We start from the raw sequence: 16001 nt of genomic DNA, 5'->3' as shown, positions 1-16001 counted from the left end.
CACACCCTTGTGTTGTCAGGATAAAGCGCCACATTGAAGCGGACCACGTTGAAGTGGCCACCTGGAAGTGGATTGTCGCAGCGGATGAAGTTGGTAGCCGGATCCCATGGCCAAAGATAAGACCGGAACTGACAGAGCCTTGTCGAAGCGTGGCACGACCGCGCTTCCCGGCAATGCGCCGGTGTCGTCGAAATCCGAGATCGCCGCATTCCTGTCGGCCGCCAAACAGGTTGTGCCCGCGGCCACCGGCTCGGGCCGGCTGGCCTTTGCGCTGGATGCCACGATGAGCCGCCAGCCGACGTGGGACAGCGCATGCACCTTGCAGGCGGAGATGTTCAACGCGGCCGGAAAAGCCGGTGCACTCTCGGTGCAGCTGATCTACTTTCGTGGTCTGGGCGAATGCCGCGCCTCGCGCTGGGTCAATGATACAAAGCAGCTTTCAGACCTGATGACGCGGATCGATTGCCGTGGCGGCCAGACCCAGATTGGCCGGGTGTTGCGCCATGTTGCCGATGAGGCGAAAGCCAAGCCGGTCAGCGCGCTGGTCTATATCGGTGACGCGATGGAAGAAGACATCGACAAGCTGGCTGTGGTCGCCGGCGAACTGGCGCTGAGAAAAGTGCCCTGTTTCATGTTCCATGAAGGCCAGGATCCGGCTGCTGCCATCGGATTTCGCGAGATTGCCCGCGTTACCGGCGGCGCCTATGTCCGGTTCGATCAGAATGCCGCCTCGGAACTTGCCGCATTGCTTCGCGCTGTCGCAACCTATGCGACCGGAGGGCGGCTGGCGCTTGAAAGATCCGGCGGTTCGGCGGCGCGGTTGTTGCTGGAACAACTCGGGCCAGGCAAAAACGGTGACGGAGGTTCTGGGCGTTCATGAGTCCAATTGCAGTGTTTCTAGGCGGCGCATTGATCCTGCTGGCAGTGGTGGCCGGCTTGCTCAGCGTCAAACCTTCGGCTCTTGCCGCTACTCTCCGCTACGGCCTGCCTGTCGCCATGGCCGGTGTGGGGGGCGTTCTCACACTGATCGGCCGCGCCAGCATCGGCATTCCGCTGCTGGCATTTGCAGCGGCGATGTTTTCGCGCGCTCGCAGGGCATCACGCGCCACCCGCCAGCCGGGTGGGCAATCCTATGTCCGATCAGCCGCGCTCGAAATGGAACTCGATCTCGATACCGGTGAAATGAACGGCCTTGTTCTCGCGGGCAGCTTTGAGGGACGCGAACTCAACAATCTCGACGAGCCCGACCTGATGCAGCTGCATTCCGAACTGGCAGGCGATTCTGAAAGCCTTGGGCTACTGGAAGCGTATCTTGACCGCCGCACGCCCGACTGGCGTGCCGGCTTTGACATTTACGACGACGCGGGACTGGGAGCTTCTCCAGGCTCGGGCGCCATGACACAGAAGGAGGCCTACGAGGTCCTTGGTCTTGGCCCGGGGGCGAGTGAAGCCGAGATCCGCGAGGCGCATCGCCGCCTCATGAAGCGGATGCATCCCGATGCGGGCGGCTCTGCGTTTCTTGCTGGCCGGATCAACGAAGCCAAAGCTGTTCTCTTGAGTCGACATGACTAAATTCCCCGAATACGCGATACAAAAATCGTGGTTTGCCCGGAACTGGACTGTCCGGACGCAGCGCTGAACAAGCGCTGCGGTTCAGTTGGCTGTTGCCCAACAGGCATAGCCTTTCTTCTTGAGTGTGTTGCAGGCCCGTGTTGCGGCTGACTGTCCGTCAAAACCGCCAAACCGTGCCCGGTAAAGCTGTTCGTTGTTCTTGGCATAGGCCATGGTGAAAGGCTCGGCTCCCGACAGGGCGCTGCCGCCGGCATCCTGGGCCCGCGCCAGGAGTTCAACCGCTGCGTTGCGGTCGGGCATTGCGCCGATCTGGATCATCCATCCGTCCATGGCTGTCGTGGAAGCCGTGGTGACCGGATCGACCGCCTGGTTGGCTGCGGTTTCCACCGGCATTGGCGGAACCACCGCCGGGGCAGGGGTCGGGATGGCGATCTTCTGTGCGATCAGCGAATTGACCAGCGCCGCACGCCCGACCACCGGCTCTGGTGTCGGCGCGGCATAGGCCATTGCCAGGCGCTGGTTGCCTTCGTGACGCTGCGATGGAACCGGCCCGACCTTCGGGAGTTCCAGGGCAGCAATCGCCACAGCCGTATTGGCAGGCGCGCCCCGGGCGATCAGGTTGCCCTTGCCGCGCGTCGACGCTTTCGGCAAATAGCGGGCGATCAGGTCCTTCATCTGCTGATTGCGGCTTGCGCCGGTGCGCCCTCCCATCACAACCGCAACAATTGAGCGGTCGCGGTCTCTGACCGAGCTGACGAGATTGAATCCGGAAGCGCGCGTGTAGCCGGTCTTGATGCCGTCGACGCCACGCACCACACCGAGCAACCGGTTGTGGTTGCCGAAACGGCTCTTGCCGAAGGTGAAGGAGCGGGTGGAGAAATATTTGTACTGCCGCGGAAAATGCTCGCGCAATGCAATGCCGAGTGTCGCCATGTCCCGCGCTGTTGTGGTCTGCTTCGAATTCGGCAAACCGTGCGCGTTGCGAAACGTGGTCCGGGACATGCCCAGCGAACGGGCCTTCTCGGTCATCATCTTGGCGAACTTCGCTTCCGAGCCACCCAGATGTTCGGCAATCGCGGTGGACGCGTCATTGGCCGACTTGGTCACGAGCGCCAGGATCGCCTGTTCGACCGTGATCGAGCGGCCGACGCCGACGCCGAGCTTGGTTGGCGGTTCCTTGGCGGCATTGGCGGAAAACTTGACCCGGGTGTCGAGCTTGATGGCGCCGCGCTCAAGTGCTTCGAACACCAGGTACAGCGTCATCATCTTGGTAAGCGACGCCGGATAACGCAGCTCGTCCGCATCATGGGCGTAGAGTGTCTTGCCGGTCTTGGCATCGACGACGATGCCTGCATATTTCGAATTTGCGGCAGCAGGCGCACTTCCCAGCACCAATGCGATGCCGATCAGGGCAAGCAGTTGAAACGCGGAGGAGGAAAGGGCGGCAAACCGGTCGACTGAACTGGATTTACGCTGGTACACGGTAACTCACTCATGAACAGGCAGGTGGAAGGGTTTCTGACTGACGCCCTCCTTGATCAGCCATTGTGGTCAATCTTAGTCCCGCGTCGTTACCAATCCGTTTATGATGAATGGTTCCTTTCCGGAATCTGTGCCGAAGTTGTCCGCAGCCTGACCGGCCACGTGTACCAAAGTGGGAAATACTGGCTCTGAGAATTTGGTGCGACGCACAATAAACTTGACAAAATTGTGCAGTGCACCTAAGTTGTGGACATCAACGTCACCAACGACAGGAATTTTCGAAATGATGAACTTTGACAGCACATCTAAAATGAGCAAAGAAGCCATGGACAGCATGCTGACCACGGTTTCATCGATGACCAAGGGTTTCCAGCAGATCGCTGCTGAAGCAACCGAATATTCCAAGAAGTCCTATGAAGACAGCGCAGCCGTTGTCGAGAAGCTGGTTTCGGCCAAGAGCCTCGACAAGGCCATCGAAATTCAGACCGACTACGCCAAGAATTCCTACGAAACCTTCGTTGCCCAGGCCACCAAGATGAGCGAACTCTACGCTGACATGGCCAAGGAAGCTTACAAGCCTTTCGAAAAGGCCGCTGCCAAGGTTTCTGCCTGACACCTTTCTGCCTTCCGCCGTCTTCGGTGGAGGGGTGAATTTATGCCAACCCGGTCGCATGGCAATGCGGCCGGGTTTTTTCGTGAATTGGCCTGACGCGCGAAATCTCTTTCTTCAATGCCCAAGGGGGCTTAAAATCGCCGCAGGAAAGATTAAGTTAGAGCCAATGCCGGTGCTTCGTTTATGTGCACCGGCCGCAAGTGACAGGAACTGGCCAGAGTGAACGACAGCATGAATCTGATACGCCTGCAGGCCGACAAGAAAAGCGGCGACGGTGACTCCGAAAGGGGCACATCCGTCATCACCCGTACCAAGCCGCAGGTCAAGAAGCCCAGTCTGTACCGCGTGCTGCTGCTGAATGACGACTACACTCCGATGGAGTTTGTGATTCATGTTCTGGAACGCTTTTTTCAGAAGGACCGTGAGCAGGCCACCCGGATCATGCTCCACGTCCACAATCACGGCGTCGGTGAATGCGGTGTGTTCACCTACGAAGTGGCTGAAACCAAAGTGACCCAGGTCATGGATTTTGCGCGCGAAAATCATCATCCGCTGCAATGCGTGATGGAAAAGAAATGAGGACCTGAAATTGCCTAGCTTTTCAAACAGTCTCGAAAAGGCGATCCATCAGGCGCTGACCTTTGCCAATGAGCGGCATCATGAATATGCCACGCTTGAGCATTTGTTGCTGGCGTTGATCGAGGATCCGGATGCTGCGGCGGTCATGGGCGCGTGCAATGTCGATATCGACCAGTTGCGCCGCACGGTGAGCGATTATGTCGACAAGGAACTCGGCAACCTGATCACGGGCTATGACGAGGATTCCAAGCCGACGTCCGGCTTCCAGCGCGTCATCCAGCGCGCGGTGATCCATGTGCAGTCGTCTGGCCGCGAGGAAGTTACCGGCGCCAACGTGCTTGTGGCCATTTTCGCCGAGCGCGAAAGCCATGCTGCCTACTTCCTGCAGGAACAGGAAATGACCCGCTATGACGCGGTCAATTTCATCTCGCACGGCATCGCCAAGCGCCCCGGCGCCGAAGAGGGCCGTCCGGTCCGCGGCGTCGAGGAGCCCGATCCCGATTCGGCCAAGGCCGATCCGGCCGGCGAGGAAGGCGGCAAGAAAAAGGGCCAGGATGCCCTGACCGCCTATTGCGTCAATCTCAACGAGAAGGCCAAGACCGGCAAGATCGATCCGCTGATCGGCCGCATGGAAGAGGTCAACCGCACGATTCAGATCCTCTGCCGGCGGTCCAAGAACAACCCGCTCTATGTCGGAGATCCCGGCGTCGGCAAGACCGCGATCGCAGAAGGCCTGGCCAAGCGTATCGTCGAGGGCGATGTGCCCGACGTGCTGTCGGATGCGGTGATCTATTCGCTCGATATGGGCTCGCTGCTGGCCGGAACCCGCTATCGCGGTGACTTCGAGGAGCGCCTCAAGCAGGTGGTCAAGGAACTCGAGGATCTTCCCGGCGCGGTTCTGTTCATTGACGAGATCCATACCGTGATCGGTGCCGGGGCAACTTCGGGCGGTGCAATGGATGCGTCCAACCTGCTCAAGCCGGCCCTGTCCTCGGGTGCGATCCGCTGTATCGGCTCGACCACCTACAAGGAATATCGCCAGTTTTTCGAGAAGGACCGGGCGCTGGTGCGCCGGTTCCAGAAGATTGACGTTGCCGAGCCGACGATTCCCGATGCGATCGAGATCCTCAAGGGCCTCAAGCCCTATTTCGAGGAGTATCACAAGGTCGGCTACACCGACGACGCGATCAAGGCTGCCGTTGAGCTGTCCGCGCGCTACATCACCGACCGCAAGCTGCCCGACAAGGCAATTGACGTGATCGATGAGACCGGTGCGGCACAGATGCTGCTGCCTGAAAAGAGCCGCAAGAAGACGCTCACCGACGTCGAGATCGAAAACACCATCGCCACCATGGCCCGGATTCCGGCCAAGACGGTGTCGAAGGATGACGAGACCGTTCTCGCCAATCTCGACAAGGAACTCCGCTCGGTTGTCTATGGTCAGGATACCGCGATTGATGCGCTCACCGCGGCGATCCGTCTGGCCCGCGCCGGCCTGCGCGAGCCCGACAAGCCGATCGGTTCCTACCTGTTCTCCGGCCCCACCGGCGTCGGCAAGACCGAAGTCGCCAAGCAGCTGGCAGCCTCGCTGGGTGTCGAGCTGTTGCGCTTCGACATGTCCGAATACATGGAGCGTCACACCGTTTCACGGCTGATCGGCGCACCTCCCGGCTATGTCGGTTTCGACCAGGGCGGATTGCTCACCGATGGCGTCGACCAGCATCCGTACTGCGTGCTGCTGCTTGACGAGATCGAAAAGGCCCATCCGGACCTGTTCAACATCCTGTTGCAGGTGATGGATCACGGTTCGCTCACCGACCACAACGGCAAGAAGATCGACTTCCGCAACGTCATTCTGATCATGACGACCAACGCGGGAGCTTCCGACATGGCCAAGGCCGCCATCGGCTTCGGCTCGTCCAAGCGCGAAGGCGACGACATGGAAGCGATCAACCGGCTGTTCACGCCGGAGTTCCGCAACCGTCTCGATGCCATCATTCCGTTTGGTTCGCTGCCGGTGAAGGTCATTCACATGGTCGTGCAGAAATTCGTCATGCAGCTTGAAGCCCAGCTGGCCGAACGCAACGTCACCTTCGATCTCGGAGAAGACGCCATCGCCTGGCTTGCCGACAAGGGCTACGATGAGAGAATGGGCGCGCGGCCTCTGGGCCGGGTGATCCAGGAAAACATCAAGAAGGAGCTGGCCAACGAACTCCTGTTCGGCAAGCTCAAGCATGGCGGCACGGTCAAGGTGACTGTCGGCGAGAAGCCCGACGGCAGAAACGGGCTGATCCTCGAGGCGATACCGGCGGAAGTCCCGGTCAAGCCGAAAAAGGAAAAGGCCCCGGCCAAAAAGCGGGCTCCGGCCAAGGCCAAAACCGCCACCACGACGGCCAAGACCACCCGCAAGCCGCCTGCCGGCAAGGGCACGTCGAAAGCCAGCAAGCCGGAGCCGGACAGTTCCGGGGAAGCCGAGGCAAAAACGGCCGTGGCTGAAAAACCGGCGCCCAAGAAGCCCTCAAGCGCAGTGCCAAAGGTGCCGCGCAAGAAATAGGCCTCTACGTCGAGCAACGAAAATCGAAAACACCCCGGTTCATGCCGGGGTGTTTTGCGTTCCGGGCATCAGTTTGCAGAAAATGCATCATCCGCATGCGCGAAAAACAGTTTGCAGCGCAGCGTAAAGTCACTAACAAACCAGTATGAGCGAACCATCCGGCCAGCGTGGTGTTTATTGGTTTTTCAAGGGCGCGCGCGGCATCACCTCTTTGCCGGCCATCATTCTGATGAGCGCCTTTGTCGGTTTCTGCGGCTTTGCCGTCGAGGCCGGCATTCCGCTGGGCGAGACCGTGTTCATGACCGGCATGATCTGGGCGCTGCCGGCCAAGGTGCTGCTGGTGGGCTCGATTCTCGCCGGCGTGTCGCTGCCGGCCGCCTTCATCACCGTGGCGCTGTCATCGATCCGGCTGATGCCGATGGTCGCTGCGTTGATCCCGGAAATCCGCACCGAGAAAACCCCGACCTGGTTGCTGCTGCTGCTCTCGCATTTCATCGCGATCACCGCCTATGTCTTCACCATGGAACGGATCCAGGATGTGCCGCGCGCGCACCGGGTGGCATTTTTTGCCGGATTTGGAACCACCATAACCTCCGCCAACATCATTCTGGTGGCGGTGATCTACTCGACGGTCGCCAATCTGCCGGCGATGGTTGCGGGCGCCTTGTTCTTCCTCACGCCGGTCTACTTCCTGACCTCGATCTGGGCCTCCACCCGTGAGCGGGCAGGCCACATCGCCATGATCATCGGCCTTGCACTGGGGCCGCTGTTTCACCAGGTCGCACCGGAATTCGACATCCTCTATGCCGGCGTTGTCGGCGGCACCCTGGCATTCGTCGCCGACCGTGTCTGGAAGCGGAGGGTGGGCTCATGATCAACTATGCGAGCTTCGACACTTGGTGGTGGCCCTATGTGTTCATCGCCGTCGCAGGCTGGCTGGCCACCGATATCTGGCGTTGGCTGGGGGTGCTTGTCGGCAACCGGCTCAAGCAGGATTCGGCCGCACTGACCTGGATACGCGCCGTTGCCACCGCGCTGCTCGCTGCCGTCATATCCAAGCTCATTCTCTATCCGTCCGGCGAGCTGCGCGCGGTCCCGGTGGAATTGCGCCTGATCGCCGTTTCCGCGGGCTTTGCCGCTTTCCTGTTCTTCGGCAAACGGATCTGGATCGCGATTGTGGTGGCGGTTGGACTGTTGATCGGCGGACAGCTGCTTCTCGGTTCAGGGCTCCTGACCGGATAGGCGCGCAAGCGGCGGGATTATTTCTCGAACCGCTGCGCCACCCAGGAATAGCTGTCGGTGACGACATGGACAGGTTCGCTGACCAGGGCTTTCAGGCTCGCCGCCTCGGGCAGCGCGTTTCTGACCAGGTTGAGAACCTTGGCTGTCATTCCGGGTGTGTCCTCGGCCACTGCAGCGGTTTCGGCCGCTAGCGTGGTGTCTGCCGGCGGAATGTCAGCCTTTGGAACCGGCACGCCTTCCGGGGCTGGCTGGCTGGTGTCGGCTTGTGCCGATGCCGTCAGTTCCGCCTCCGCCGGTTCTCCGGCGATTTCGTTCAGACCCGTGTCGCCCGGGGTCTGGCAAACCGCGACGACAACCGGATAGTTGAGGTTCGAATAGCCCCTCAGCTTGTCTTCCGACCCCGCATCGCAAGCCTGCACCGTGGCCCAGCGCTCATCGAGCATCTCGACAAAGTGGCACTGCGTGGCCGTGTCGTCACAGCCCAGAATAGTCATGATGATAAGAGCGGCCTGCATGATAACCCCATGAATTTGAATATGGACTGCTCATGGCCCGGGAATGCTGCGAAAACAAGGCAGATGCTTGCCGCCCAAGTCAGGAAGCTGTTCCGGAGCCGCTTCGATGGTCCGGACGGCAGGTGCCGGGTTGTGGAGAAGTGGAAAAAATTACACCATATAGTTGCCGTGCCGTTTTTCTGCCCTAACATAATCGAGCAGATGTTCTTTATCTATGGACATCAAGGTATTAGCAATGTTGAATGTATTGCGCCGGTGCCGTGATCATCAGCTGGCCCCATGAGGAGGTTTGGAAGATTGACCCAATTGACCGAGACCGCACGCACCGCCCTTGCCGAAATCGCCAGCCGTCACGGCGCCAGTCAGGAAGCGGTCGAGCACCTGCTGATGGCGCTGGTTGCCGGGCAGGGGACGCAGGCCCAGTTCAATCATCCCGATCTCGGCGGTATGGGGCAATGGTCGCAAGGCGGCATGACCATGGTCGGCGACATGTTCAACAATGGGCTCAAGGCCAAGGTCGACCTGCTCTGCTCCGAATTGGCAAAGCTGATGCGCCAGTCGGACCTGTTGGACCAGCCCAACCAGGCCGCCACACAGTCACAGACGCAAGGTGACGCAACCAGCCTGTTTGTGGAAGGCGGGGCGCCGGGCAACTGGTGGCCAACCGGTCTGGGCCATGCCGCATCGACCGGTGCACAGAACCGGATGCGCTACGCATGGTTTCCCGATACCGCGCGGCTGGCCATCGATACCGGCAATGGCAGGGTCCGCGTCTACGACACTGCCGACCATCGCATAGGCGGTTTCTCCCAGCAGCAGTCAGGCGATCAATCGCTCAGCTTCACCTCGCAGCACGGTCTGGTCAAGATCGCCGATCTGCGGGAAGTGGAGACCAGTGACGTTGCGGATACAGGACAGGAACCCGTTGCCTCCGAATCGTCTGCCAGGCCCGGAGCACCGGCCCTTTCGGATGTCCTGTTCAAGGTTGCTTCCGGAAACCGGACAGAGCAGGCCGGGCAGGTGCGCACCGATCCCGCTCCGCAACTGCCGGACACCGATCAAACCGCCCAGACCGGCAAGTCGGCGGAAACGGCGGATGAAGCCGACATCTTTGCCAAGATCGAGCGTCTTGCGGCCCTGCACGCAAGGGCCATTCTCACCGATGATGAATACCAGGCCAAGAAAGCCGAATTGCTGGCGCGGATCTGATTCCGGACGGATGAAATCAAGCCGCGGCCACGGTCTCAGTCCAGCGCCGCGCGGATTTTGTCGGCATTGGCCTTGAGGACTGCGCCGTCTTCCATCGTGCCGGTGTGCGGCTTCATTGCGACACCGTCAAACCGCGGGATCACATGCACATGCAGGTGAAACACCACCTGGCCGCCTGCGCTCTCGTTGAACTGCTGGATGGTCACGCCATCTGCACCAAAAGCCGTCATCACGGCCCGTGCCATCTTTTGCGTCGTCGCCATCACCCGAGACAGGCTGTCGAGTTCGACATCGAGAATGTTGCGGGCGGCCGCCTTTGGGATCACCAGGCAATGCCCGTCGCCACGTGGCATGATGTCCATGATCGCCAGCGTGTGTTCATCCTCATAAAGACGCTCTGCCGGCAGCTCGCCACGCAGGATTTTCGCAAACACATTGCTGTCGTCATAATGGGGCGCGGTCATCGGTGTGTCTCCGTTTGATCAATCAGACATGTTTGTATCTACCCCGGGGCAGGGGTCAAGGGACAGGCTTCGTGTCGTCAGCCGTCACTCTCCACGGGTGTGCTGCCGCCCTTGCGGAAGGGGCCATGTTCGCTCAGCACCTGGCCGATGTGCTCGACGTCGCGCCGCTCCCGTTCGAGATAGTCGGCCACAGCGCGGCGGAGCCCGGGATGATCGATGTAATGTGCCGAATGCGTGGTTGCCGGCAGGTAGCCGCGCGCCAGCTTGTGTTCGCCCTGCGCGCCCGCCTCGACCCGCGCCAGCCCCTTGGCGATGGCGAAATCGATTGCCTGATGATAGCAGACCTCGAAATGCAGGAACGGATGATCCTCGACGCAGCCCCAGTGCCGGCCATAAAGGCAGTCGCCGCCGATGAAATTGATCGCGCCGGCGACAAACCGGCCTTCGCGCCGGGCCATCACCAGGAGCACGTCCTCGGCCATGCGTTCGCCGATCAGCGAGAAGAACTGGCGCGTGAGATACGGCCGGCCCCATTTCCGCCCGCCGGTGTCGATATAGAATTCGTAGAAGATATCCCAGACGCTTTCCGTCAGATCCGCGCCGGTCAGCCATTCGATGCTTATGCCGTTTTCGAGTGCAGCCTTGCGTTCCTTCCTGAGCTGCTTGCGCTTGCGCGATGCCAACGTGTCGAGAAAGTCGCCATAGCTCGTGTAACCGGTGTTCTGGAAGTGGAACTGCTGATCGGTGCGATGCAGGTAACCCTCGGCCTCAAATGCCGGGATTTCGCTCTCGGGCACGAAGGTGGCATGCACCGAGGACAGGCCGAGCTGGGTGCACAATGATCGCCCGCCTGCTGCCAGCGCCTGTCGGCGGCTTTCCTCGCCCGCACCGGGGAGCACCATCAGCCGTGGCCCGGTCGCCGGTGTGAACGGTGCCGAACACTGCAGCTTGGGATAGTAGCGTCCGCCGGCGCGTTCGAATGCATCGGCCCAGGCATGGTCGAACACGTATTCGCCCATCGAATGGCTCTTGATATAGGCGGGCATTGCGCCTTCAAGCGATCCGTCCGGCGCCCGCAAAACGACGTGGCGGGGCAACCATCCGGTCTGCCCGGAGACGGAACCCGAATCCTCAAGCGATGACAGAAAAGCGTGGCTGACAAACGGGTTATAGATGATACCCGACTCTGCCTGTGAGGCATCTGCAGTCGATTGCGAACTGCGCGAAGCCCCGCCAAGCCTGCTCCATTCCTCGGCCGTGACGGCAGTCATGCCTTCAACGGTGGTCAGCGTGTAATCAGTGTTGTCAATCGTCATGCGACTCCGCCCGACAGAGGGCTTTTGCCCGCTAAAACTCTGCCCATCAACTTATGAACGCCGGCCGGATTAACAAGGTCAATCCTCTTCCAGGCTGTCCGGATCGAAGCCTTCGAAGGTCATCTGATCGGCATGGAGCCTGGTTTTCTCGCGCGCTTCTGCATCCCGCACCGTCCAGGTGATGATCGGTACACCCTGCGCCCGTTGCGCCTCGATAAAGGCATTGGGCAGATGATGCACGCAGTAGGAGATGAAGTTGAGACCCTGCTGCATGGCCTCTTCGTGCACGAAGAAAGCCTCGGGCTTGACGCCTTCCGCGGTCAGGCCGAGCGGGCAGGGCGCGCCACTCGCCTTGAGGTCGCGCAGAAGCGCGTGGTCAAAGCTCATCAGCGCCACAGGCCCGTCATAGCTTTCCAGGCACTCGACTACGGCATCGGCAAAACCGTCATCATCGCCGGGACGTCCCTTTAGCTCGATGACCAGCGGCACCTTGCCCGCCACCTGTTTGAACAGCTGCGGCAATGACGGGATCCTGTCGGCCGTACCGCCAACCGTCAGCTGTCCCAGTTCCTGAGAGGTACGCGCCCGGACATCGCCGCGAAGTCCGCAAAGCCGCTCCAGATCGTCATCGTGAAACACCACCGGCACGCCATCGGCGGCAATGTGGATGTCGCATTCAATCGCGTAGCCGGCGTCGATTGCCCGCTGGAATGCACTCGGCGTGTTCTCCCAGACGGTCTTGTTCATGTCGTGATAACCGCGGTGGGCGATGGGGCGGTTGATCAGCCAGCTGAGCTCGGGGGTGAACTGGGTCATGCCGGTATCATCCGATCTCGATCACGGCGTCGATTTCAACCGCTGCATTGAGCGGCAGGCAGGCCATGCCGACAGCGGCACGGGCATGCTTGCCGCGCTCGCCAAGCAGGTTTGCGATCAGGTTGGATGCGCCGTTGATGACCAGGTGCTGGTCGGTGAAGTTGGGCTCGGATGCGACATAGCCGCTCAGCTTGACCAGCCGGACAATGCGCTCGAGATCGCCGCCAAGCGCGGCCTTGGTCTGCGCCAGGATGTTGATGGCGCACAGTTCCGCTGCCCTTTGTCCCGCCGCCACATCGACATCGCGGCCTAGCAGGCCCTTGACGGCAATGGCCCCGTTTTCCATCGGCAACTGGCCTGAAATGAACAGCAGGTTGCCGGTAATGACGTAAGGCAGGTAATTGGCGGCCGGTGCTGCGGCCTCCGGAAGCACAATGTTGCTGGCTGCCAGGCGTGATTCTATCGTGTCGGTCATCAAAGGCTCCAAGATCGGCTCTGTTAGGGTTGCTCGAACGAATTGGCGGTTCATGAAAGTTCCGCCTCGCTTTTGCCACCTCTGGTCATATAACATCAGCTCAGGATTCGACAGGAGAAAACCGGATGCGCATGCTCGCAATTGCATCATTTGCCGTATTGGCGGCCACATCGGTGCAAGCCGCGCCCGCAGCGGGAGCCGGGGGGCTTGCCGCCCATCGCGCGGTCTATGATCTTTCGCTCAAGGAGGCCTCGGAGCGCTCCGGTATCTCCGGAATGGTCGGACGCATGGTCTATGAATTCGGCGGCTCGGCCTGCGAGGGCTACACCGTCAGCTTCCGCTTCGTTACCGAGATTTCCACCGGCGAGGATTCCCGGCTGACCGACCAGCAGACCACGACGTTCGAGGACATCCGCAAGGGCATTTTCCGTTTCGTCACCCGGTCTTTCGTCGATCAGAAGCTTGACCATGAAGTTCGTGGTTCGGCGGAAGTGAAGGGCGATGGCCTGTCTGTCGCTCTCGAACGCCCTGACAAGCTCGCGCTCGATATCTCCATGGCGCATTTTCCCACCGAACACATGATCGAGCTGATCGACAAGGCCCGCGACGGCGAGCGGTTTTATGAATCGCGCATTTATGACGGCTCCGATGCCGGCGACAAGGCGATGATCACCACCACCATCCTGGGTGAAAAGCAGAAGGCCGGCAAAAACGACCCCGAGGCCAAGCGCGCCGGCGAACTGGCCGATGATGCCTACTGGCCGGTCTCGATGTCCTATTTCGAGGAAAACGCCGAAGGCGACGGACTGCCGGTCTACTCGATAGCCTTCAAGCTCTACGAAAATGGCGTCACCCGCGATCTTACCATGGATTACGGCGACTTCGTGCTGGAAGGCCAGCTTGCCCAGCTCGACATGTACGAGCCGCAGCCCTGCGTTGAACAGTAGGTATGCTCAGCGGCCTCAAGGACAGTAATCGATGACCGCGGGCGCCGACAAACTTTTCCAGCCGCTCGGGCTGCCTTGCAGCATTGTTCTTAAAAACCGCATCGCCAAGTCGGCCATGTCGGATTCGCTTGCCGACGGCGGTGGAAACCCGGCCGATGCCCAGATCCGTCTCTAGGAACGTTGGGCCGAGGGCGGAATTACCGCATGCTATACGATGCGCCTGATCGAAATAGGCGAAGACCGCGAAACAGCCCAAATGCCCGATATCGAGACGGCGATCGCGGAGTATGAAAGGCGCGATGTGGCCCGCATCTCGCTGTGGAACGACCGGTTTTCTGCCTGATTCAGCTGGACGGCGCTCTTCTTGTGCCAGGTCTGGTGACACCCGGTTCACACCACTTTTAATGGAAATGAAATGAATATTCGCCAGCCTGCGCCTTGTCGTCAGAACGTGCAGTCTTGGAATTGGTGTCATTTTGAAGCGGGAACACATCGGTCGTCCGGCATTTCTGATTTACGCAACCCTCGCGGCTTTTGTTGCTCTGATGGGGCTTTCCTTGATGTTCCCCCTGGAATTGCCGTTGGGGGAGAGTTTCTGGGATACCTATATTTACATCGACGGGGCGCACCGGCTTTCGCTCGGGCAGGAGATCAACAAGGATTTCCATGCGCCGGTCGGACCGCTCAATTACATTCTGTTTGATCTGCTGAGCGCGCTTTTCCCCAATGGCAATGTCGCGCTGGTGATTCAGTGGTGCATGATGCTGGTCACTCTGCCGGTGATGGCGGTCATTTGCCACCATGCGCTCGAGCGCGGGGCCGTGGCAGCCTTTGCCCTGCTGTTGCCCTACCTGATGTTCTCCATCCTGCCGTTCAACATCATGTCCTGGAACGCGTTTCCCGGTGTGGATGGTTTCGCCTACTACAACCGTCACAGCGCCGTGCTTCTCTATCTGCTGGTTGCCACGCTGTTTTTCGTGCGCTCGCAACCGGCGTTGATCGGGCTGGTTTCGGTGCTGTTGCTCACGCTGGCTTTCGTCAAGATCAACGGCTTTGCCGTCGCCGGGCTGCTCCTCGCCGTCGCTGTTCTCACCCGCAGGATCGGCATTTACACATCGATCATCGTCGCCGCTTTGTGCTTGTCGCTGGTTGCCGGCCTGGAAGTCATGACCGGAACCGTGTCGGCCTACCTGCACTCGGTGTTCAGGCTGTTTGACAACAACGACTCCATCCTGCTGTCGAACTTGGTCACCACGGTCAGTGCTCGGTTCGATGTCATCTTCGCCGCCTCGCTGCTTTCCGCCTACCTCTTTGCTTCCCGCTACTGGGGTGGGCAAAACCTGCTTGCGGCATTCGACCGTGACAATCCCCGTACACCGGTCCCAAATCGCCTCGATCAGGACTGGCTCTGGCTGTCCGTCTTGATCATGGCCGATGTTCTGTTCGAATCCCAAAATTACGGCGGAGCGGCCTTCGTATCTGTGTGGCCATTCCTTCTTGTGCTGTTTCTCGCCACTGCGCCCGAAAGGCGGGCGCGGCTGTCGCCCTTGATCGTGCTGATTGCTCTGGTCTCGCTGCCGACAGTCACCAAGATGCTCCACTCGACAGCACGTGCCGCAGCCACGTCGCTCAAGGACGCACCGATCGAGACCGAGAACTTGCCGCCGAGCATGAGCTTCAGCGCGAAAACGATGACGGTGGAGGCTGCCGGGAAGGCCCGCCCGGTCTTGGCCAACGGCCGCGATACCTATGAGAGCTACGCCGATTTGAACATTCTGCCGGCCTATTGGCTCTATTTCGATCACCGCTTTCAGGTCACCGTGCTCAAGACCATGGACGACGTGATCAACGCCATCCGCGAGCGCGAAGCCAAGCTAGGCCGCCACTACCAGGTGATCGACGTGCGCGATTTCGCCAACCCGATCACGGCCGTGATGGGGCGCACGCCGGCGAGGGGCGTTTCGATTGGCGGCGATCCCTACCGTGCGGTGCTGCCGCTGACCGATGAGGAAGCCGCGGCGCTGTCGCAGACGGACATCGTCTTGCTGCCGACCTGCCCGGTAACCGCTGCCCGCAAGAAACTGCTCAGGGATTACGCCAGGGCCTATGAGGGCTTCACCCGTATTGAACTGACCGATTGTTTCGAAGCCTTGGAGCACCCGCGCTACACGTCACAATAGGTCTGCGCTCTGGCGGCACATGCGGCCTGAGCCTGCA

20 protein-coding genes are annotated in these 16001 nt (G+C 60.3%); 13 read left to right on the top strand and 7 right to left on the bottom strand.

All coding sequences use genetic code 11. The annotated features are described in order from the left end of the window. Positions 1-106 precede the first annotated feature (106 nt). Positions 107-880, top strand: a complete 774-nt coding sequence (locus WNY80_RS18800; RefSeq protein ID WP_342888950.1) for a VWA domain-containing protein — start codon at positions 107-109, stop codon at positions 878-880. Positions 881-1296: 416 nt separating this feature from the next. Here the strand turns inward: WNY80_RS18800 and WNY80_RS18795 are convergent, their stop codons facing one another. Further along, the gene (locus WNY80_RS18795) at positions 1297-1500 is read right to left on the bottom strand and encodes a hypothetical protein (protein ID WP_342889017.1); all 204 of its coding nucleotides are present in this window, start codon (positions 1498-1500) and stop codon (positions 1297-1299) included. Between WNY80_RS18795 and WNY80_RS18790 the strand changes: the two genes are divergently transcribed. Next, positions 1456-1572 carry a hypothetical protein gene (locus WNY80_RS18790; RefSeq protein WP_244577966.1) on the top strand — a complete coding sequence of 39 codons (117 nt, stop codon included), beginning with the start codon at positions 1456-1458 and terminating at the stop codon, positions 1570-1572. The genes WNY80_RS18795 and WNY80_RS18790 overlap by 45 nt on opposite strands. A gap of 81 nt (positions 1573-1653) precedes the next feature. On the opposite strand, the gene WNY80_RS18785 is transcribed toward WNY80_RS18790, so the two are convergent. After that, positions 1654-2991 (bottom strand): D-alanyl-D-alanine carboxypeptidase, encoded by a 1338-nt coding sequence (locus WNY80_RS18785; protein WP_342889016.1) that lies wholly within the window; start codon positions 2989-2991, stop codon positions 1654-1656. Between the two features lie 346 nt (positions 2992-3337). Between WNY80_RS18785 and WNY80_RS18780 the strand changes: the two genes are divergently transcribed. The 5 genes from WNY80_RS18780 (at position 3338) to WNY80_RS18760 (ending at position 8042) form a co-directional block, all read left to right on the top strand. After that, entirely contained in the window at positions 3338-3667 is a 330-nt protein-coding gene (locus tag WNY80_RS18780) for a phasin family protein (protein WP_342888949.1), read from the top strand. A gap of 231 nt (positions 3668-3898) precedes the next feature. After that, positions 3899-4246, top strand: coding sequence for an ATP-dependent Clp protease adapter ClpS (gene clpS / locus WNY80_RS18775; protein WP_342889015.1), 348 nt, complete (start codon positions 3899-3901; stop codon positions 4244-4246). A gap of 10 nt (positions 4247-4256) precedes the next feature. Continuing rightward, a complete protein-coding gene (gene clpA, locus WNY80_RS18770; RefSeq protein ID WP_342888948.1) occupies positions 4257-6800 on the top strand; it encodes an ATP-dependent Clp protease ATP-binding subunit ClpA in 2544 nt (847 codons plus the stop codon). A 145-nt stretch (positions 6801-6945) separates the two neighbouring features. Then, positions 6946-7674, top strand: a complete 729-nt coding sequence (locus WNY80_RS18765) for an AzlC family ABC transporter permease (protein ID WP_342888947.1) — start codon at positions 6946-6948, stop codon at positions 7672-7674. Further along, positions 7671-8042, top strand: a complete 372-nt coding sequence (locus tag WNY80_RS18760) for an AzlD domain-containing protein (RefSeq protein ID WP_342888946.1) — start codon at positions 7671-7673, stop codon at positions 8040-8042. Before WNY80_RS18765 ends, WNY80_RS18760 begins: the two co-directional genes overlap by 4 nt. Before the next feature lie 17 nt (positions 8043-8059). Here WNY80_RS18760 and WNY80_RS18755 read toward each other — a convergent pair whose 3' ends face one another. After that, the gene (locus WNY80_RS18755; RefSeq protein WP_342888945.1) at positions 8060-8557 is read right to left on the bottom strand and encodes a hypothetical protein; all 498 of its coding nucleotides are present in this window, start codon (positions 8555-8557) and stop codon (positions 8060-8062) included. A 9-nt stretch (positions 8558-8566) separates the two neighbouring features. On the opposite strand from WNY80_RS18755, the gene WNY80_RS18750 reads away from it, so the two are divergent. Both WNY80_RS18750 and WNY80_RS18745 read left to right on the top strand, forming a co-directional pair. Next, complete coding sequence (locus WNY80_RS18750; protein WP_342888944.1) at positions 8567-8821, top strand: hypothetical protein; 255 nt, start codon at positions 8567-8569, stop codon at positions 8819-8821. Positions 8822-8854: 33 nt separating this feature from the next. Then, positions 8855-9766, top strand: coding sequence for an SHOCT domain-containing protein (locus WNY80_RS18745; RefSeq protein WP_342888943.1), 912 nt, complete (start codon positions 8855-8857; stop codon positions 9764-9766). 35 nt (positions 9767-9801) lie between these two features. Here WNY80_RS18745 and WNY80_RS18740 read toward each other — a convergent pair whose 3' ends face one another. The 4 genes from WNY80_RS18740 to WNY80_RS18725 form a co-directional block, all read right to left on the bottom strand. Continuing rightward, positions 9802-10230 (bottom strand): HIT family protein, encoded by a 429-nt coding sequence (locus tag WNY80_RS18740; protein WP_342888942.1) that lies wholly within the window; start codon positions 10228-10230, stop codon positions 9802-9804. A 77-nt stretch (positions 10231-10307) separates the two neighbouring features. Then, positions 10308-11546 carry a GNAT family N-acetyltransferase gene (locus WNY80_RS18735; protein ID WP_342888941.1) on the bottom strand — a complete coding sequence of 413 codons (1239 nt, stop codon included), beginning with the start codon at positions 11544-11546 and terminating at the stop codon, positions 10308-10310. 78 nt (positions 11547-11624) lie between these two features. Then, entirely contained in the window at positions 11625-12362 is a 738-nt protein-coding gene (locus WNY80_RS18730) for a glycerophosphodiester phosphodiesterase (RefSeq protein ID WP_342888940.1), read from the bottom strand. 7 nt (positions 12363-12369) lie between these two features. Further along, positions 12370-12837, bottom strand: coding sequence for a RidA family protein (locus WNY80_RS18725; RefSeq protein ID WP_342888939.1), 468 nt, complete (start codon positions 12835-12837; stop codon positions 12370-12372). Between the two features lie 125 nt (positions 12838-12962). Here WNY80_RS18725 and WNY80_RS18720 point away from each other — a divergent pair, with 125 nt between their 5' ends. From WNY80_RS18720 to WNY80_RS18705, 4 genes are all read left to right on the top strand, one after another. Then, positions 12963-13784, top strand: coding sequence for a cell envelope integrity EipB family protein (locus WNY80_RS18720; protein ID WP_342888938.1), 822 nt, complete (start codon positions 12963-12965; stop codon positions 13782-13784). A gap of 31 nt (positions 13785-13815) precedes the next feature. Next, positions 13816-13959, top strand: a complete 144-nt coding sequence (locus WNY80_RS18715) for a hypothetical protein (RefSeq protein ID WP_342888937.1) — start codon at positions 13816-13818, stop codon at positions 13957-13959. A gap of 39 nt (positions 13960-13998) precedes the next feature. Beyond that, positions 13999-14127 (top strand): hypothetical protein, encoded by a 129-nt coding sequence (locus tag WNY80_RS18710; RefSeq protein WP_342888936.1) that lies wholly within the window; start codon positions 13999-14001, stop codon positions 14125-14127. Positions 14128-14341: 214 nt separating this feature from the next. Then, positions 14342-15964 (top strand): hypothetical protein, encoded by a 1623-nt coding sequence (locus tag WNY80_RS18705; protein WP_342888935.1) that lies wholly within the window; start codon positions 14342-14344, stop codon positions 15962-15964. Positions 15965-16001 lie beyond the last annotated feature (37 nt).

It is taken from the genome of Hoeflea sp. AS16 (genome assembly GCF_038900095.1).
Lineage (GTDB): Bacteria > Pseudomonadota > Alphaproteobacteria > Rhizobiales > Rhizobiaceae > Hoeflea.
This window is presented reverse-complemented; position numbering and strand designations above follow the sequence as displayed.